This is a genomic window from Kitasatospora sp. NPDC101447, assembly GCF_044767225.1.
Classification (GTDB): domain Bacteria; phylum Actinomycetota; class Actinomycetes; order Streptomycetales; family Streptomycetaceae; genus Kitasatospora.
In genome coordinates this window covers 190,776-207,939 of record NZ_JBIWNL010000009.1, presented here as the reverse complement: position 1 = coordinate 207,939, position 17,164 = coordinate 190,776, and the positions used below count along the sequence as shown (strand labels likewise).

The window sequence follows — 17,164 nt, the reverse complement described above, 5'->3', positions numbered from 1 at the left end:
CCACCCCGGGGCCGGGCTCCCGCGCACTGCTGCCCTTCGTCCGCAGCCCCTGCTGGCCTGCCCCGCCCGTGCCGTCCGTGGACGAATCAGTCCGGGCCGCCGCCTCGGCCGGGGGCGGGGCGCCGGAAGCCCGGTCCGGCCACGCGCCCCCGCGTGCTGCGACCCGCCCGCAGCGCCCTGCCCGCCGGGGTCCGCCCGCAGCGCCCCGCCCACCGGGATCCGCCTGCCGGGATCCGCCTGCCGGGATCCGACGCTCCCCGCCGCCGGCCGGGTGCCGCCCGCCTTCGCCCCCCCAGCCCGGTCCGGTCCGCCGCTGCCGACCCGACGGCCGCCCGCCCTGCCCGCCGGGGACGAGCGGTTCGGCACCGTCCGCCGCCCGGCCCCGTGCGCCACGAGCAGTGGACCTCCCCCCGGTGGTCGGCCGGAAAACCGCAGGTGGGGCGGGGTCTCACGGCGGGCGCCATGACAACTGTCATGCGGATCCCGCAACGGACGGCACTGCTCCGGCGGAGGGCCGGACGGAAAGACTGGAGGCACGACGCGGGCAGCAGCCCGCGGCCACCAGCCGGGGAGGAACCCACCGTGAGCCAGACCGTCAGCGCCGCCGCCGTCACCGTCGCCGCTCCCGCGCAGGCCGTCACCGCCGGCGCCGCCCACGCCAAGGCCCCCAACCCGCTGGCCTCCGGCCTCCGCCCGCTGGCGCTCGACGTCGCCGCACCGCTGGCCGGCTACTACCTGCTGCACTCGGCCTGCGGCCTGAGCGAGTTCGCCGCACTGGCCTGGAGCAGCGCCTTCCCGGCCGCCCGCACCGTCGTCGGCCTGCTGCGCGAGCGCAAGCTCAACCTGTGGGCCACGCTGATGCTGACCGTCAACCTGGCGGGCCTGGCGCTGACCTTCGTCACCGGCGACGCCCGGCTGATGATCGCCAAGGACGGCGGACTGAGCGGCACCGTGGCGCTCGCGATCCTGGTCTCCGCGCTGATCGGCAGGCCGGTGATGAGCCCGATGCTGATGCCCTTCGTCACCAAGGGCAAGCGGGACCGCGCCGCCGCCTGGCAGCGGCTGGCCGAGGGCCGGGCGGCCGCGTCGCGGTCCTTCCGCCGCCACGAGCGCCTGTTCTCGGGCATCTGGGGCACCGCCCTGCTGGCCGAGTGCGTGGCCCGGGTGGTCGGCGCCTTCACCCTGCCGGTGTCGACCATGGCCTGGCTGTCCACCGTGTTCCTGATCGGCGCGATCGTGGCCGGTTCGATGCTCGGCCGGATCGCCGTCGAGCCGATGGAGAAGCTGGTCGGCGCCGAGGCCGAGGCCCCGACCGCCGCCTGAGCACCCGCCCCCCGACCGGCACGTGAACAAACGGTTCCGGGCGCTCGAACGGCCAGGAACCATCCGGATCGCCCGGGAGTCCTTACATAACGAGGGGGTAACGGGACCCCCGGCGAGGAAACGGGGAGCCCCATGCACCGGACGACGGACGCGCTGACCACCATCGAGGACCGCACCCTCGTCTGGGACGGCTGCCTGAACGTCCGCGACCTGGGCGGGCTGCCCACCGCCTCCGGCCGGCTCACCGCCCGCCGCGCGATCGTCCGGGCGGACAACCTGGACCGCCTCACCGCCGAGGGCTGGGACGCCCTCCTCGACCACGGCGTCCGCACCGTGATCGACCTGCGCAACACCGAGGAGTACAAGCCGCTCCTCCCGCTCCCCGACGGCGTCGACCTCGTCCGCGTCCCGCTGGACGAGCTCGCCGGCCCCGCCTGGTGGGAGGCCCACGGCCGGCTGGACGGCACCCCGCTCGCGCTCCGCCCGTACCTGGACCACTGCCCGCACGCCGCCGCCGCGCTGATCGCCGCGATCGCCGGCGCCCGTCCCGGAGGCGTGGTCGTGCACTGCGGCGCCGGCCGTGACCGCACCGGCCTCGCCGCCCTGCTGCTGCTCGCCCTGGCCGGGGTCGACCGGGCCGCGATCGCCGAGGACTACCTGCGGAGCGCCCCCAACGTCCGCCCGCTGTACGGGATGCTGGGCCTGCCCGACCCGTACCGCAGGATCGACGCGGTGCTCGCCGAGGCCGGGACCACCGCCGAGGCCGCCCTGGAGGCCGCGCTCGACGGGTTCGACCCGGCCGGCTACCTGCTCGCCGCGGGCGTCACGCCGGCCCGGATCGCCGCCGTCCGCGGCCGGCTGCTGCCCGCCGCCTAGGACGGCCGCCGGACGCCGCACCGAGCGGGCCGCCGGGAACTCCACGACAATCGTCAACCGATGGTTGACGGCCCCCGGGTCGACAACCTACGGTTGACGCATGGAGAATCCCGTTGTTCCCAACACCACTCCGCTGCGCCTCGACGACCTGATCGCGGCGATCAAGCAGGTCCACACCGACGCGCTGGACCAGCTCTCCGACGCGGTCATCGCCGCGGACCACCTCGGCGAACTCGCCGACCACCTGATCGGCCACTTCGTCGACCAGGCCCGCCGCTCCGGCGCCTCCTGGACCGACATCGGCCGCAGCATGGGCGTCAGCAAGCAGGCCGCCCAGAAGCGCTTCGTCCCCAAGGACCCGGCCACCCCCAACGACCTCGACCCCAGTCAGGGCTTCAGCCGCTTCACCCCCCGGGCCCGCAGCGTCGTGGTCGCCTCCCAGGAGGAGGCCCGAAAGGCGGCCAACGCCGAGATCACCACGGCCCACCTGCTGCTCGGCCTGCTCGCCGAGCCCGAGGGCATCGGGATGAAGGCGCTCGCCGCCCAGGGCGTCACCTCCGAGGCCCTGCGGGCGGCGGCCACCGCCGCCCTGCCGGCCGCCGCCGACGAGCTGCCCGCACTGATCCCGTTCGACGCGGGGAGCAAGAAGGTGCTGGAGCTGACCTTCCGCGAGGCGCTCAGGCTCGGCCACAACTACGTCGGCACCGAGCACGTCCTGCTGGCACTGCTGGAGCAGGACAACGGGCAGGACGTCCTCACCTCGCTCGACGTGGACAAGTCCGAGGCGGAGACCTTCGTCTCGGAGGCCATCGCCGCCCTCGTCGCCGCCCGGAACACCGAGTCCGAGCAGCAGGGCTGAGGACCCGACGCCGCGCCCCGGACGGAACTCCCGACCGGGGCGCGGCACTTCCTCCCGAAAACCGGATCCAGTCAGAAACCGGATCCGGCCGGAAACCGGATCGGATCAGAAACCGGAGACGTTGGTGGTGACGATCCGGACCCGGCCGTCCTCGGCCGCCTCCAGGGCCGCCCGCAGCCGGGCCGAGCGGGCGGGGCCGAGCAGCTCCAACGCCTCCTCGACCGGGGCCCAGCGGTGGTCGTCCAGTTCACCGGCCGGGACGGTCACGGGGGTGCCGTCCGGGACGGTGCCGAAGTCGAACATGAAGTGCTCGGCGGGGTGGTCGAGTTCGCCCGACGGGTGGGTCCAGGAGATGGCCAGCAGCTCGCCGGCCTCCCCGACGATCCCGGTCTCCTCCTTCAACTCCCGTACGGCGCACTCGACCGGGCCCTCGCCGAGGTCGATCGTGCCGCCGGGGAACTGCCAGTGCTCGCGGTACCCGGCCTTCACGATCAGGACCCGGCCGGACTCGTCGCGCAGCAGGCAGCCCGCCGCCGCGTAGATCCTGGGCAGGGACGCCAGCCATTCCTCGCGGGACTTCAAGGGCTCTGTCGTCACGGTGGTCCTCCTGGGGCGCATGGGTTCGACGACCCCACTCTGCCACCGGATTTCGGGCCGGACCGATGAGTCGGCGCCCTCACGCCGGTCCAACCCGCATGACGACCGCCACCGGGACGACACCCGGCACGACGCCCGGCCCCACACCCGCCGCGACCGTACTGACCTGCGACCTGGGCGCGCTGAGCGCCCCCGACCTCGCCGTCGTCGACGCCCTCGCCAGGCTGAGGCTCGCCGCCGCCCGGCACGGGGTGGGCGTGGTGCTGCTGAACGCGAGCGGCCAGCTGCGCGAACTGCTCGCCTTCAGCGGGCTCGCGGCGCTGCTGCCGGACGCGGCCGATCCGCTCGACCCGACCGATCCGCTCGACCCGGCCGGACTACGCGACCCCGCCGGACCACTCGGTGTCGCCCTCCTCGGCGTCCAGCCGGGGCGGCAGGCCGAACAGCGGGAAGAGCACGTCGGTGTCCAGGAAGTTGGTGAACCCGGTGATCCGGCCCCCTGACACCTCCGGCACGATCAGCGCCCACGGCTCGTGCCCGCCCGCCGGGCTCGGCCGGTACTGGGCGAACGCCGGCCCGCCGTTGGCCGTGACCGGGAGCAGCCGGGAACCGCGGCAGCCGTTCCCGGGGCCCAGCATCCAGGCCCTGATCTCGTCCTGCCCCTGCAGCCACATCGCGAACGGCGGCATGTTGAGCGTGACGTCCTCGTGCAGCAGCGCGGCCAGGCCGTCCATGTCGTAGGCCTCGAAGGCGCGGACGTAGCGGTCCAGCAGCGCGCGGTGGTCCTCGTCCAGCGCGGGGGCGGGCCGGGCGGCCGGGGCGTCCGAGGCGAGCACCGCACGGGCCCGCTGCAGTGCGCTGTTGACCGAGGCCACCGTGACGCCGAGGAGTTCGGCCACCTCGGCGGCCTTCCAGCCGAGCACCTCGCGCAGGATCAGCACCGCGCGCTGCCGGGGCGCGAGCCGCTGCAGCACGGCCACGAAGGCCAGCTTCACCGATTCGCGCTGGGCGGCCACCTCGGCCGGGTCCCCCGTCTCGGGCAGCACCCGGCCGTCCGGGGCGGGGCCGATCCACGTCACCTCGGGCAGCTGCGTGCCGTGCGCCGCGGCCACCGTGACCGGGCCCGCCAGGTCCATCGGACGGGCCCTGGCGTTGCGGCCGTTCAAGGCGTCCAGGCAGACGTTGGTGGCGATGCGGTACAGCCAGGAGCGCAGCGCCGCCCGGCCCTCGAAGCCCCGGTGCCCGCGCCAGGCCCGGACCATGGTCTCCTGCACCGCGTCCTCGGCCTCGAAGACCGAGCCGAGCATGCGGTAGCAGTAGCCGGTGAGTTCGGTCCGGTACCGCTCCAGCTGGAGCTCGACCGGCTCCTCCGTGATCACGTCGGCCATGGTGTGCCCCCGTCGTCCTGCCGTGCGTGCTGAACGGGACGAACCTAGCGCAGAGCACCGACAGTCCGGTCCGCCGCGCTCCGGCCGCCCCCCGCAACGCCCCTGACCGCACATCAGGGGCGGGCGCCGACGGCCCGGCGCCCGCCCCTCGGCGGAACGGCGCGCCGGGCGGCCGCTCAGTGCGCGGAGTGCTTCTCCGCGCCGCGGTGCCGGTGGCCCTTGAGCTCACCGTGCATCGCGGGGGCGGCGTGGACGGCGGTGGTCGGCGCGTCGCGCCCACCGTGGCGGAACGCGTCGCCGCTGCCGTAGCCGGTGCCGGCCGCGGACGTCGCACCGGTGCGCAGCTTCGGCGCGATCCGGGTGGGTGGGCTCGCCATGCCGCGGCGTTCGAGCAGTTCCTGGGTGCCCTGACGGAGCTGGGCGGTGCTGCCCGGGGCTCGCTTGGTCATCGTCGGCCTCCCTTCGGCGGTCACCGGCCGGACGGCTGTCGACCGGAGGGGCCGCGCGGTCGCTATGTCCGGATTTTATCCGGCTTGCGCGCCCGTGCCACCGGGGGCGGCCCGCAACCCGCGACCCGTGCGAGGGCCCGCCCCGGCCCACGGCCTCCCCCGGCCCACGGTCTCCCTCAGCCCACGGCCTCCCTCAGCCCATGACCTCGTGGACGAAGCACCAGCGCCAGTCCTCCCCCGGCTCGTACGAGCGGATCACCGGGTGGGAGGTGTTGTGGAAGTGCGCGGCGGCGTGCCGTTGCGGCGAGAAGTCGCAGCACCCGACGTGGCCGCAGTCCAGGCAGATCCGCAGGTGCACCCAGTCCCTGCGGCCCTGCGCCAGGCACTCGGCGCAGCCGCCGGCGGGCGGGAGCGGCTCGATGTCCTGAGGGGCCAGAGCGAGGTCTTCGCAGGCACTCATGAGTGCAGGCTAAGCCGCTCGGGGCCGCTCCGCCCGCTCAGGGACGGGCCGCTCAGGACGCCTCCGACGCCCCGGAGGGGCCGGCCGCCCCGGCCGCCCCGGCCGGGGCCGTCCAACTCGCCAGCAGGGCCAGCTTCTGCGCGGTCGGCGACCCCACCGGGGCGGTGTAGACGACCAGCAGTTGGTCCGGCGAACCGTTGACGCCCAGGGTCTCGTAGCCGAAGTCCAGGTCGCCGACCAGCGGGTGCCGGACCAGCTTGCCGCCGTGGGTCTTCTCCCGGACCAGGTGGTCCGCCCAGAGTCGGCCGAACTCCTCGCTGCGCACCGACAGTTCGCCGACCAGCGCGCTCAGCACCGGGTCGTCGGGGTGCAGTCCGGCGTCCCGGCGCAGGTAGGAGACGGTCTCCGCGGCGACCGCGTCCCACTGCCGGTAGTACTCCCGGGCCGCCGGGTCGAGGAAGGCGTGCCGGGCCTGATTGGGCGGGCCGTCCGCGCCGCCGTCCGGACGCGTGGAGAAACCGTTCACCGCCTCGCCCAGGGCGTTCCACGCCAGGACCTCCATCCGGCGGCCCAGGACGAAGGCCGGCACCCCGGTCATCAGGTCCAGCATCAGCCTCGTCCCCGGCCGGACCTGCTGCCGCGCCCGTCCCCGGCCGGCGGCCGTCCCGGCCGGGGCCTTGGGCGGTCGGGCGAGCGAGCGCAGGTGCGCCGTCTCCACCTCGTCCAACCGCAGCACCCGGGCCACCGCGTCCAGCACCGCGTCCGAGGCGCTGCCGCCCCGGCCCTGCTCCAGCCGGACGTAGTAGTCCACGCTGACGCCCGCGAGCTGCGCCACCTCCTCCCGGCGCAGGCCCTGCACCCGGCGGCGGCCGTGCGAGGGCAGGCCGACCTCCTCGGGCAGGATCCGGGCCCGGCGCGAACGGAGGAAGTCCCCCAAGGTGTTCTCCATGCCCGGCAGGTTAGTCGCGTGCGGCGGAGCGAGGGTGGTACTGCCGTTCCCAGGAAAGGCCGTCCCCGGAAGGGAGTTCCCAGGACGGCGGTACCCGGGAAGCACACGGCCCTGGGTCGGCCGTCGCGGTCCGCGCAGAGTGGTCGACGTCAGCCCGACCGCACCAGGAATCCGGAGCCCCCGATGAGCCTCGCCCCCCTCACCGCCCGCACCGCCGTCGTCACCGGAGCCGCCAGCGGCATGGGCGCCGCCACCGCCCGGACGCTCGCCGCCCAGGGCGCCCGGGTCGCCCTGCTCGCCCGCCGCACCGAGCGGCTGGACGCCCTCGCCGCCGAGATCGCCGCGGCGGGCGGCCAGGCGCTCGCCGTCACCGCCGACATCACCGACCAGGCCTCCGTGGACGCCGCCGCGAAGGCCGTCCACGACGCCTACGGACAGGTCGACCTGGTGGTCAACAACGCCGGGGTGATGCTGCCCAACCCCCTGGCCGACGGCCGGATCGACGAGTGGACCCGCATGGTCGACACCAACCTCACCGGCGCGCTGCGGATCGTCCGCGCCTTCACCGCCGACCTCACCGCGGCCGCCGCCGAGGGCCGCACCGCCGACCTGGTCAACGTCTCCTCGATCGCCTCGCACGTGGTCTTCCCCGACTACGCCGTGTACGGCGCCACCAAGGCCGCGCTCACCCAGCTGTCGGCCGCCCTGCGCAGCGAGCTCGGGCCGCGCGACGTCCGGGTCAGCGCCGTCGAGCCCGGCCTGACCGACACCGAACTCGGCGGGCACATCGACAACCCGGTGCTGCGCGACCAGCTCGGCGGCATGTTCGCCGCCATCCCGGCGCTCGCGGCCGAGGACATCGCCGACCTCGTCGCGTACACCGTCAGCCGCCCCCGGCACGTCAACCTGCGCCACCTGGTCGTGCTGCCGACCCGGCAGGCGTGACCGGCCCACCGGCGTCCCCGCTCCGCGTCCACGGGTGGCATGGGAGCATGCCACCCGTGGCGATCGTGACGGGGAGAACGAACGGCGACACCGACGGTGGCGACACCGGAGGTGTGCCTGCGCAGCGCAACGGCGGCGCGGGGGCGCCGGACAGCCGGGCTGCGGGCAGTGGCGCTGCAGGTGGTGGCGCTGCGAGCAGCGGTAGGGCGGGCGGTGGCACTGCGAGCGGTGGCGCTCCGGGCAGTGGCCCGAGAGGCGCCGACGCGAGTGGCACCGACGCGAGGGGTGCCGCCGCGAGTGGCACCGACGCGAGTGGCACCGACGCGAGGGGTGCCGACGGCATACCCGGGCAGCCCGGACCGGCCCGGTTCCTGGCCCGGACGATGCCCGCCACCGGTCGGCTGCGGCAACCCGTCGCCCTGATCCGGCTGCTCGGCGGCCTGCTCGCCATCGCGCTGACCCTGCTGCTCGCCGACTACGCCCGCGCCACCACCGGCGGCATCGCCGCCGACGTCGCCGAGGCCGCCGGCCTGGTGCCGCGACCGCTGGCGAGCCTGGCCGGCGGTCTCACCACCGCCGCCGTCCTGCTGCTGCCGGTCGGCCTCGCCGTCCGGCGCCTGTTCGGCCCCGACCGGCGGCGGGCCCTCCAGCAGGTCTCCGACGGACTGCTCGCCGCCGTCCTCGCGTACGGCGCCACCCTCGGCGTGGACCTGTGGGCCGACAGCCTCGCCCCGCACTCGCTGCTCACCGCGCTCACCCAGCCGCTGCCCGGTGACGTCCTCGGGCGCACCGAGCCGGTCTACGGCTACCTCGCCCCGGTCCTCGCCTTCATGACCGCCTCCGGCAGCCGCGAACGCCGCCTGCCCTGGACCGTCCTCGCCCTCTCCGGCCTCGCCGGACTGGCCTGCGGCTTCGCCACCCCCACCGCGCTGCTGCTCGGCCTGCTCATCGGCTGGACCGGCGCCCACGGCACCCTGTACGCGGTCGGCAGCCCCGACCCCTGCCCCCGGCCCGGCGAGATCCTGCGCGCCCTGCGCGAGAGCGGCCTGCGCCCGGTCGAGGCCCAGCCGACCGGGCCCGACCGCTACCGGGTCCGGCAGACCGACGGCCGCCCCGACCTCGACGTCCAGCTCCTCGACCGGCAGGCAGTCACCGCCGCCGCCGTCCAGCGGGCCTGGCGCCGGCTGCGCCTGCGCACCGCCCCCGACCCCCGGGCCCTGCGCTCCCCGCGCACCGGGCTGGAGCACGAGGCCCTGGTCACGTACGCGGCCCTGGCGGCCGGCGTCCGCACCCGCGACATCGCCGCCACCGCCGGCCTCGGCCAGGACACCGCCCTCATCGCGTACGAGCGGCTGGACGGCCGCACCCTGGACCAGCTCGCCGACGAGGAGATCACCGACGAGCTGCTCGTCGACGCCTGGGGCCAGCTCGCCCTCCTCCAGCGCCGCGAGATCGCCCACCGCGCCCTCGTCCCCTCCTCCCTGCTGGTGGACGGCTCGGGCGCGGTGCACCTGGTCGACTTCGCCGACGGCGACATCGCCGCCACCGAACTCGTGCTGCGCTGCGACGTCGCCCAGCTCCTCACCACGCTCGCCCTGCGCACCGGCGCCGCCCGCTCCGTCCGCACCGCCACCGCCGTCCTCGGCCCCGACCCGATCGACGCCGTCCTCCCCCTCCTCCAACCCATGGCGCTCACCCACACCACCCGCCGCGCCCTCAAACACCACGGGAAACCCGCCGAACCGGCCCCGGCCCACCCGGAGCCGTCACCCGCGGACGCGGGCTCCCGCCCCAGCGCCGGCAACCGTGCGAAGACCGTCACCGCCACACTCACCGCCACATCCGCCACCACATCCACCGCCCCGGCCGACGGCCCCGGCCGCCCGATCGCCGGCTCCGGCAGCGACGGCGCGCAGGCCGAGCACGCTCCCGCGCCCGGTGGGCTGCTGGAGGAGATCCGGGCCGAGGTGCTGCGGGCACGCCCGCAGGTGGTGGGCCGGCCGGTGCGCCTGGAGCGGCTGCGGCCGCGGACGCTGCTGGCCGTCGTGGGCGGGGTGGTGGCCGGGTGGCTGCTCATCCCGCAGCTGTTCGCGGCAGAGGACAATCCGGTCTCCGCCCTGGCCGACGCCGATCCGTGGTGGCTGCTCCTGGCACTGGCGGCAGCAGCGACCAGCCACGTCACGGCGGCGATGGGCTTCGTCGGCTTCGTGCCGGAGCGCCTGGACTTCCGCAACGCGGTGCTGGCGCAGGTGGCCGGGTCGTTCGTGAAGCTGGTGTCACCCGGCGGGGTCGGCGGGGTGGCGCTGAACACCCGGCTGCTGCAGAAGGCGGGCATCCCGACGGCGCAGGCGCTGTCCAGCGTCGGCGTGGGGACGATGATCGGGCTCGTACTGCACCTCCTGCAGCTGGGCGCCTTCGTCTACCTGCTGGACCTGCAGCCGGGCGGCTCCGAGCTGGACGCGCTGCCGGCGGTGGTGGGCGGACTGGCGGGCGCCGCGGCCCTGCTGGCGGTGGTGTCGGCGATCCCGGTGGCCCGGCGGTGGCTGGCCGCGCGGCTGCGACCGCTGACGACCGAGGTGCTGCCGCGACTGCTGGACCTGCTGCGCAGCCCGACCCGCCTGGCGGTGGGCGTGACCGGTCAGCTGCTGGTGTCGATCTGCCTGATCTCCTGCCTCTACTGCTGCGCCCGGGCGATCGGCCGCGAGCCGTCCTTCGCCTCGGTCGCGGTGGTGTTCCTGGTGGGCAACGCGGCGGGCAGCGCGGCGCCGACCCCGGGCGGGGCCGGCGCGGTGGACGGGGCGCTGATCACGCTGCTGCAGCAGACCGCGTCGATGGAGAAGGGCGGCGCACTGGCGGCGGTGGCGCTGTACCGGCTGCTGACGCTGATCCTGCCGGTGCTCCCCGGGTGGGCCGCGATGGCCTGGCTGCAGCGCCGCCGCGCGCTGTAGACCCCGGGGGCCACCGCCCCGGGGACCACCGCCCCGGCGGCTACTCCCGGTACTCGTCCTCGTCGAGCTGGACCACCCGGGACTGCTCCGCGGCGTCCGCGACGTCGGTGGCCGGGTCGGCGCCGAGGGCGCGGCGCTCGGCGACCTCGTCGTACTCGTCGACCTGCGGCGCCTCCTCGTCCGGCTCGACGGTCTCGACGGTCTCGTCGATCAGGTACTCCTCGTGATCCTGCGGCATGGCGTCCGTCCTCACTGTTCGGAGGCTCCCACGGGCTCGGGTGGCGTACTGGAAGTATCCGCCGCCCGGCGCCCCGACGCGAAGCGCCGGTCCGCCCCGGCGTGTTGCCGGAGGCCGCGCGACGCCCGGCCCGGTCGCGGCCCGGACGCGGCCCGGGCCCGGCCCGGGCCCGGCGCGCGAACCCCCTGATTGACCCGCGGATCATGCGCCCGAATGACCCTGATGACGGGTGCACTCCGTCCCTAGGGTCGTGGTCATGACGACGAACGAGACCACCGGATCCCCCGCCCGCCTCGACTACGCCCGCACCGTCCCGAAGGTGTTCCGCGCGATGATCGCCCTGGACGCCGCCGCCCGCGAGGGCCTGGACCCGGTGCTGGTCGAGCTCGTCCAGATGCGCACCTCGCAGCTGAACAAGTGCGCGTACTGCCTGGACATGCACACCAAGGACGCCCGCAAGGCCGGCGAGAGCGACGAGCGGATCTACCTGCTGCCGGTCTGGCCGGAGGCCCCGGCCGGGGTGTACGGGGAGCGGGAGCGGGCCGCCCTGGCGCTCGCCGAGGCGATCGCGCGGGTCGGCGACGGGGTGACGGACGCGGTGTACGCCCGGGCCGCCGAGCACTTCGCCGAGGCCGAGCTGGCGCAGCTGATCTCGGTCTGCTTCACCATCAACGCCTGGAACCGCCTCAACGTGGCCACCCGCAACCTCCCCGGCGCCGCCTGAGCGGAGGGCCCGCCGTCCGATCCGCCCCGGGGCCCGCCGCAGCGCCGCCGCAGCGCCTGCCGGCCCGCCCGCCCGGAACGCCGCCGAGGCCGCCGGGGGTACGATCGGTGCCGTACAAAGGGCTTACCCACACCCACCCGGTGGCCCCGAGGCCCATACGAACGACGGGGAAAGCATGTCCGGCTCGCACTACTTCACCGGTGCACCCGAGGTCGCCAGCGACCGCCGGCCGATCACGGTCTCCCTGCCGGACCTCACCCTGGAACTGACCACCGACACCGGGGTGTTCTCCCGCAGCCGGCTCGACCCGTGCACCCGGATCCTGCTGGAGCACGCACCCGCGCCGCGGGTGCGCGGCCCGATCCTGGACATCGGCTGCGGGTACGGTCCGATCGCGCTCACCTGGGCGAGCCGGCGCAAGCGCCTCCCGGTCTGGGCGGTGGACGTCAACGAGCGCGCCCTGGAGCTGGTCCGGCTGAACGCCGAGGCGCTGGGGCTCGGGAACGTCCACGCCGCCCTGCCCGACGACGTCCCCGAGGACGTCCGCTTCGCCACCATCTACTCCAACCCGCCGATCCGGATCGGCAAGGCCGCGCTGCGCCGCCTGCTCACGCACTGGCTCGGCCGGCTGACCCCGGACGGCTCGGCGTTCCTGGTGGTGCAGAAGCACCTGGGCTCGGACTCGCTCCAGAAGTGGCTGAACGAGCAGGGCTACCCGACCAGCCGGGTCACGTCGGTCAACGGGAGCCGGATTCTGGAAGTGCGGCCCCGCCCCGAGGCGGGCGAGGGCTCCGAGAGCGGACGAGGGACGACGACGTGAAGCAGCTGCGCGGGACCGAACTGAAGCGACTGCACCGATCCTGGCGGCGCAGCAACGCGTTCCGGCTCGCGATGATCCTGGAGAACCTGCAGTCGCCGTTCAACGTCGGCTCGGTGGTCCGGACCGGTGCGGCGATGGGTGCCGAGAAGCTGTACCTGACCGGGGACACCCCGTCGGTGCGCTCGTCCGGCGCGCAGAAGGCCGCGATGGGCACCGACAAGTACCTGAAGGTGGAGCACTTCCCGACCGTCGCCGAGGCGGTGGCGGCGGCGAAGGCCGACGGTTTCAAGGTGGTCGGCCTGGAGCTGGCGGACGAGGCCGTGCCGATGTTCGCCGCCGAGCTGACCCCGGCGGTGGCCTTCGTGCTCGGGCACGAGGACCGCGGGATCACGCCCGACGCGCTGGCGCTCTGCGACCAGGTGGTGTTCGTGCCGCAGCTGGGCCGGGTCGGCTCGCTGAACGTGTCGGCGGCCGCGACGGTGGCCTGCTACGAGGCGCGCCGGCAGGGGTACGCGATCAGCGGCACCCCGGACGGCGACCTCGCGGGCGACCTCGGCGACTTCGGCGGCGACGAGGACTGAGTCGTGTGAACGGCGGGAGGGGTGTGCCGAAAGGCCCACCCCTCCCGCCGTTTCCGCCCGGAAACCCCGCGCATCTCTGCCGAACGGCAGATGTGCGAACGGGCCCCGCCCGGAAGCATTCCGGTCGTGACCGAACTCCGGATCCTCGACCTGACCAAGAAGTACCGCGGCGGCAAGCGCGCGGTGGACTCCTTCTCGCTGACGCTACGGCCCGGCGTGCTCGGCCTGCTCGGCGCCAACGGCGCCGGCAAGTCGAGCCTGATGCGCATCCTGGCCACGGTCACCCGGCCCACCTCGGGCCGGGTGCTCTGGGAGGGCGTCGACACCGCCCGCCGCCCCGGGCCGCTGCGCCGTGCCGTCGGCTACCTCCCGCAGGACTTCGGCGTGTACCCGCAGCTCACCGCCCGCGAGTTCCTCGGGTACCTGGCCGCCGCCAAGGGCATGCGGCGCCGCCCCGCGAAGGCCCGGATCGACGAACTGCTCGACCTGGTCAACCTGTCGGGCGCGGCCGGGCAGCGGCTCGGGGCGATGTCCGGCGGGATGCGCCAGCGGGTCGGCATCGCCCAGGCGCTGCTCAACGACCCGGCACTGCTGATCGTGGACGAGCCGACGGTCGGGCTGGATCCGGAGGAGCGCCTGCGCTTCGGCAGCCTGCTGAGCGCGCTCGGCGCCGACCGGATCGTCGTGCTGTCCACCCACATCGTCCCGGACGTCGCCGCCACCGCGGACCGGATCGCCGTCATGGGGCACGGCCGGCTGCTGCACCACGGCACTCCGGAGGAGCTCCTTGGCCGCGCGGAGGGCTCGGTGTGGGAGCTGACCGTCGCCGCCGACCAACTCCCGTCGCTGCGTTCGCGGTTCCTGCTCGGCGGCACCACCCGCACCCCGGAGGGCGTCCGGGTTCGGGTGCTGTCCGGGGGTCGGGCCGCACCGGAGGCGCAGCCCGTCACGCCCCGGCTGGAGGACGCCTACCTGCTGCTCACCGCCGCGCCGGCCGGGGCCTCGGCGTCGGCGTCGGCGTCGGCTTCGACCTCGGCCGCGGCCTCGGCCGAGGAGGTGGCGGCGTGGTGACGCGCGTCGGGGCGCTCGCGCTGGCCGACTTCCGGGAGCGCCGGCGGCGGCCCGGGTACCTGGTCGTGCTGCTCGGCACGCTCGCCCTCGGGCTGCTGGCCGCGCCGGTCGGCGACTCCCGGTGGGAGGTGTTCCAGGTGACCGACCTGCACGGCCGCTACACCAGCGGCTACGTGGGGACGGTGACCGCGCTCGGCGGCGCGGTCTGGCTCTCACTGGCGGGCTTCGGCATCGCGCGCGGGGCGATCCCCCGGGACGAGCAGAGCGGCGTGGGCCGACTGCTCGCCGCCACGCCGACGGGCCGGATCGCCTACCTGGCGGGCAAGTTCGGCAGCAACCTACTGCTCTTCGGCTCGATGCTGCTCGCCCTGGCCGGGACGGCCCTCGGGGTGCAGCTGCTCAAGGGGGACTCGGACCGGGTCGACGTGGTGCGGCTGCTGCTGCCGTACGTCCTGATCACGCTGCCGCTGCTGGCGGCGGTGGCCGGGTGCGCGGTGCTCTTCGACACCGTGCCCGGGCTGCGCAGCGGGCTGGGGTCGATGGTCTGGTTCGCGGTCTGGCTGGTGTTCGTCCTGGGCGCGCAGACCACCGGCGGGCTGGACCTGCTGGGCATGCGCCGGATCACCGCGTCGATCCGGGAGGTGCTCGCGGCGGGCGGACGGCCGGTCGACAGTGTGGAGTTCGGGGTCGGGCTGACGGCGGACAACCGGGTGCTCGGCACCTTCGACTGGCCCGGTCTGGGGCCGGGCGAGGCGGGCGGGCCGGCCGCGACGGGGCTGCTGCTGATCGCGGCGGCGCTCGGGCTCGCGCTGCTCGGGGCGCTGTGGTTCCGGCGCTTCGACGGGCCGGAGGCCCGCCCGGCCCCGACGGGGCTCCGCCCGGGCGCGACGGGGGTGCGTCCGGGCGGATGGGGCCGCAGCGCGGCGCGGGACGGCGAACGGGCCGGCACCGCACCGGAGCCCGGAGCGGCCGCCTTCGCCCTGGATCCGGCCCGGCTGACCCCGGCCCGCCAGGGCCGAACGGTGGCCGCCGCGCTCACCGGAGAGCTGCGGATCCTGGTGCAGGGGCAGCAGTGGTGGTGGGCCGCGGCCGCCGTCATCGCCGCGGCGGCACTGAGCGTCGCGCCGGACGGTCCGAGCCACGCGGTGCTGCCGTTCGCGATGCTCTGGCCGATGCTGCTCTGGTCCCGGATGGGCCACCGGGCGGACGGCGGCAGCACCGCCGAACTGCTCGGCGCCTGCCCGTCCCCGCTCCGCCGGGGGCTGGCCGCCCTGCTCGCCGGGATCGTCCCGGCACTCGCGGTGGTGGCCGGATCGGTCGTCCGGCTGCTCGGCGCCGGGGAGCCCCGCGCCGCCGCGGGCGCCCTGGCCGGCGCACTGCTGATCCCCGCCCTGGCCATGCTCTGCGGCACCGTCACCCGCGGCCCCCGGCTGTTCCAGACCGTCTACCCGCTGCTCTGGTACGGAATGATCAACCACGTCGGCGGGCTGGACTTCCTCGGCGTCTCCGGGGATCGCGCCCCGGCCCCCGCAGCCGTCGCCGGCCTCGCCGCGGCACTGGCGCTGGGCGTGCTCGCGGTGGACGCGATACGCCACGCCACCCGCTGAGCCGCCGGGCGGGCGCGAGCGCACCCATCCGAACGCGCGCCCGGCGCCTCCGGCAACAGGGAGTCCTCGCACCCGCCCGGGTCCACAAAGCTGCCGGTCAACCGGCAGATTGGGCCCGGACCGGGGCCGGAGCGCCGGAGTACGATGGCCCGGTCCCGGAGGCGCCGAACACCCGAGCGCCCCGGCAGGCCCGCCCCTCGCCGAAGCGATCCTCCCGGCACACGGTGGGCCAGGGCCGCGCGCGCCCCCAGGAACGTCAACCGCACCACAGCACCAGGCAAGGCCCAGAACGACGGCCCGTCGTGCTGCGCAGGCAGGGCGACTGGCCGCGCCACGCCCCGATGCCCGTCTGTGAGGACGCACCCATGACCCCTGCCCTGTCCAGCACGAGCCCGGACACCGGCGGACGCCCGACCGGGATCACCGACTCCTCCGACTCCTCCGGCTGCTCCGACCCCACCGCCCCCATCGACCCCGCCGAACTCTCCACCTACAGAAGACTGTTGGGCCTCCTGGCGACCAACCCCGCCGCCTACCGCACGATCTGCCACGAGCCGGAGGGGAACACCGCCCTCGCCAGCGAACTACGCGGCCACCCACTGGCACAGGCCGCCAAGTCCATCGTCCTCCGAGCCAAGCGAACCAAGCAGGACGGCGGCGGCCGCTACGCGCTCGCCGTGGTGCCGGGCGACCGCCGGGTCGACCTGGACGCCGTCGGCCACGCCCTGGGATCCGACCGGGTCGGCTTCGCGGACCGCACCACCGCCGAACGACTGAGCGGCTGCACGAGCGGCTCGATCATCCCCTTCTCGTTCCACCCCGACCTCGAACTCCTCGTGGACCACGACCTCTTGACCCACAGCCACCTCTACTTCAACGCAGCACGACTCGACCGCTCGATCGCCCTGTGCACCGCCGCCTACCGAACCCTGGCCCACCCCCACATCCTCGCCATCGCCGCCTGACCCACCCATCCGCCCGTCCGCCCGCCCACACCCCCACCGGCCCACTCCCCCGCCCGCGGACGCAAAAGGCCCAGGCCGGACGACCCCCGGCCTGGGCCCCACCCCGATCAACCCCGGCCGGGTTCCCCGAACAGCGGACTTCGACGTGGTCGACCTCGACGGACCTCTGTGGTCGGTCATCCAGGTCAAGAGCAAGGTCGCAGGCGGCGCCATCAGCGGGGCGACGACAAGCACCCTCGCCCGCTTCATGATCACGGCACACCCGGGCACCCCTCGGGCACTTTTCGCAGCCGACGCATCACCAGCCAATTGCCCGAGCGCACCCACGAACGACAAAAGGCCCAGGTCACGGGCTACGTGACCT

Annotated in this window: 17 protein-coding genes and 1 pseudogene; 12 read left to right on the top strand and 6 right to left on the bottom strand. The window is 75.2% G+C overall.

The genetic code is table 11. From position 1 onward, the window contains the following. Positions 1-582: 582 nt before the first annotated feature. The 3 genes from ACIRST_RS16430 (at position 583) to ACIRST_RS16420 (ending at position 3,058) form a co-directional block, all read left to right on the top strand. Positions 583-1,323, top strand: coding sequence for a VC0807 family protein (locus tag ACIRST_RS16430; protein ID WP_402802867.1), 741 nt, complete (start codon positions 583-585; stop codon positions 1,321-1,323). A gap of 132 nt (positions 1,324-1,455) precedes the next feature. Further along, a complete protein-coding gene (locus ACIRST_RS16425) occupies positions 1,456-2,199 on the top strand; it encodes a tyrosine-protein phosphatase (protein WP_402802866.1) in 744 nt (247 codons plus the stop codon). 100 nt (positions 2,200-2,299) lie between these two features. Then, positions 2,300-3,058 (top strand): Clp protease N-terminal domain-containing protein, encoded by a 759-nt coding sequence (locus ACIRST_RS16420; protein ID WP_350519846.1) that lies wholly within the window; start codon positions 2,300-2,302, stop codon positions 3,056-3,058. Positions 3,059-3,163: 105 nt separating this feature from the next. Here ACIRST_RS16420 and ACIRST_RS16415 read toward each other — a convergent pair whose 3' ends face one another. Continuing rightward, positions 3,164-3,655, bottom strand: a complete 492-nt coding sequence (locus ACIRST_RS16415; RefSeq protein ID WP_402802865.1) for an NUDIX domain-containing protein — start codon at positions 3,653-3,655, stop codon at positions 3,164-3,166. A gap of 65 nt (positions 3,656-3,720) precedes the next feature. Between ACIRST_RS16415 and ACIRST_RS16410 the strand changes: the two are divergent. Continuing rightward, positions 3,721-3,969, top strand: a pseudogene (locus ACIRST_RS16410) (STAS domain-containing protein); the annotation flags it as partial. Positions 3,970-4,032: 63 nt separating this feature from the next. On the opposite strand, the gene ACIRST_RS16405 reads toward ACIRST_RS16410, so the two are convergent. The 4 genes from ACIRST_RS16405 to ACIRST_RS16390 form a co-directional block, all read right to left on the bottom strand. After that, the gene (locus ACIRST_RS16405; RefSeq protein ID WP_402802864.1) at positions 4,033-5,043 is read right to left on the bottom strand and encodes a sigma-70 family RNA polymerase sigma factor; all 1,011 of its coding nucleotides are present in this window, start codon (positions 5,041-5,043) and stop codon (positions 4,033-4,035) included. 176 nt (positions 5,044-5,219) lie between these two features. After that, entirely contained in the window at positions 5,220-5,492 is a 273-nt protein-coding gene (locus ACIRST_RS16400; RefSeq protein WP_350519842.1) for a hypothetical protein, read from the bottom strand. Between the two features lie 193 nt (positions 5,493-5,685). After that, the gene (locus ACIRST_RS16395) at positions 5,686-5,952 is read right to left on the bottom strand and encodes a UBP-type zinc finger domain-containing protein (RefSeq protein WP_350519841.1); all 267 of its coding nucleotides are present in this window, start codon (positions 5,950-5,952) and stop codon (positions 5,686-5,688) included. Between the two features lie 52 nt (positions 5,953-6,004). Then, complete coding sequence (locus ACIRST_RS16390; protein ID WP_402802863.1) at positions 6,005-6,901, bottom strand: helix-turn-helix transcriptional regulator; 897 nt, start codon at positions 6,899-6,901, stop codon at positions 6,005-6,007. 183 nt (positions 6,902-7,084) lie between these two features. Here ACIRST_RS16390 and ACIRST_RS16385 point away from each other — a divergent pair, with 183 nt between their 5' ends. Both ACIRST_RS16385 and ACIRST_RS16380 read left to right on the top strand, forming a co-directional pair. Next, positions 7,085-7,846 carry an SDR family oxidoreductase gene (locus tag ACIRST_RS16385; RefSeq protein ID WP_402802862.1) on the top strand — a complete coding sequence of 254 codons (762 nt, stop codon included), beginning with the start codon at positions 7,085-7,087 and terminating at the stop codon, positions 7,844-7,846. Between the two features lie 383 nt (positions 7,847-8,229). Then, on the top strand, positions 8,230-10,794 hold the full coding sequence (locus ACIRST_RS16380) for a YbhN family protein (RefSeq protein WP_402802861.1): 2,565 nt from the start codon (positions 8,230-8,232) through the stop codon (positions 10,792-10,794). A 40-nt stretch (positions 10,795-10,834) separates the two neighbouring features. Here the strand turns inward: ACIRST_RS16380 and ACIRST_RS16375 are convergent, their stop codons facing one another. After that, positions 10,835-11,032, bottom strand: coding sequence for a hypothetical protein (locus tag ACIRST_RS16375; protein WP_350519837.1), 198 nt, complete (start codon positions 11,030-11,032; stop codon positions 10,835-10,837). A 256-nt stretch (positions 11,033-11,288) separates the two neighbouring features. On the opposite strand from ACIRST_RS16375, the gene ACIRST_RS16370 reads away from it, so the two are divergent. From ACIRST_RS16370 to ACIRST_RS16345, 6 genes are all read left to right on the top strand, one after another. After that, positions 11,289-11,756 (top strand): carboxymuconolactone decarboxylase family protein, encoded by a 468-nt coding sequence (locus ACIRST_RS16370; RefSeq protein ID WP_402802860.1) that lies wholly within the window; start codon positions 11,289-11,291, stop codon positions 11,754-11,756. Positions 11,757-11,931: 175 nt separating this feature from the next. After that, a complete protein-coding gene (locus ACIRST_RS16365) occupies positions 11,932-12,576 on the top strand; it encodes a methyltransferase (RefSeq protein WP_350519835.1) in 645 nt (214 codons plus the stop codon). Beyond that, positions 12,573-13,157 (top strand): TrmH family RNA methyltransferase, encoded by a 585-nt coding sequence (locus ACIRST_RS16360; protein WP_402802859.1) that lies wholly within the window; start codon positions 12,573-12,575, stop codon positions 13,155-13,157. The genes ACIRST_RS16365 and ACIRST_RS16360 overlap by 4 nt, the downstream gene beginning before the upstream one ends. 126 nt (positions 13,158-13,283) lie before the next feature. Next, on the top strand, positions 13,284-14,228 hold the full coding sequence (locus tag ACIRST_RS16355; RefSeq protein WP_402802858.1) for an ABC transporter ATP-binding protein: 945 nt from the start codon (positions 13,284-13,286) through the stop codon (positions 14,226-14,228). After that, the gene (locus ACIRST_RS16350; RefSeq protein WP_402802857.1) at positions 14,222-15,835 is read left to right on the top strand and encodes an ABC transporter permease; all 1,614 of its coding nucleotides are present in this window, start codon (positions 14,222-14,224) and stop codon (positions 15,833-15,835) included. The genes ACIRST_RS16355 and ACIRST_RS16350 overlap by 7 nt, the downstream gene beginning before the upstream one ends. A 365-nt stretch (positions 15,836-16,200) precedes the next feature. Further along, the gene (locus tag ACIRST_RS16345) at positions 16,201-16,800 is read left to right on the top strand and encodes a YbaK/EbsC family protein (RefSeq protein ID WP_402802856.1); all 600 of its coding nucleotides are present in this window, start codon (positions 16,201-16,203) and stop codon (positions 16,798-16,800) included. Positions 16,801-17,164 lie beyond the last annotated feature (364 nt).

Bases quoted from the DNA above. Each gene is read 5' to 3' on its own strand.
- ACIRST_RS16425 (WP_402802866.1), top strand. From the start codon at position 1,456: ATGCACCGGACGACGGACGCGCTGACCACCATCGAGGACCGCACCCTC.
- ACIRST_RS16420 (WP_350519846.1), top strand. From the start codon at position 2,300: ATGGAGAATCCCGTTGTTCCCAACACCACTCCGCTGCGCCTCGACGAC.
- ACIRST_RS16405 (WP_402802864.1), bottom strand. From the start codon at position 5,043: ATGGCCGACGTGATCACGGAGGAGCCGGTCGAGCTCCAGCTGGAGCGG.
- ACIRST_RS16400 (WP_350519842.1), bottom strand. From the start codon at position 5,492: ATGACCAAGCGAGCCCCGGGCAGCACCGCCCAGCTCCGTCAGGGCACC.
- ACIRST_RS16395 (WP_350519841.1), bottom strand. From the start codon at position 5,952: ATGAGTGCCTGCGAAGACCTCGCTCTGGCCCCTCAGGACATCGAGCCG.
- ACIRST_RS16390 (WP_402802863.1), bottom strand. From the start codon at position 6,901: ATGGAGAACACCTTGGGGGACTTCCTCCGTTCGCGCCGGGCCCGGATC.
- ACIRST_RS16385 (WP_402802862.1), top strand. From the start codon at position 7,085: ATGAGCCTCGCCCCCCTCACCGCCCGCACCGCCGTCGTCACCGGAGCC.
- ACIRST_RS16380 (WP_402802861.1), top strand. From the start codon at position 8,230: ATGCCCGCCACCGGTCGGCTGCGGCAACCCGTCGCCCTGATCCGGCTG.
- ACIRST_RS16375 (WP_350519837.1), bottom strand. From the start codon at position 11,032: ATGCCGCAGGATCACGAGGAGTACCTGATCGACGAGACCGTCGAGACC.
- ACIRST_RS16370 (WP_402802860.1), top strand. From the start codon at position 11,289: ATGACGACGAACGAGACCACCGGATCCCCCGCCCGCCTCGACTACGCC.
- ACIRST_RS16365 (WP_350519835.1), top strand. From the start codon at position 11,932: ATGTCCGGCTCGCACTACTTCACCGGTGCACCCGAGGTCGCCAGCGAC.
- ACIRST_RS16345 (WP_402802856.1), top strand. From the start codon at position 16,201: ATGACCCCTGCCCTGTCCAGCACGAGCCCGGACACCGGCGGACGCCCG.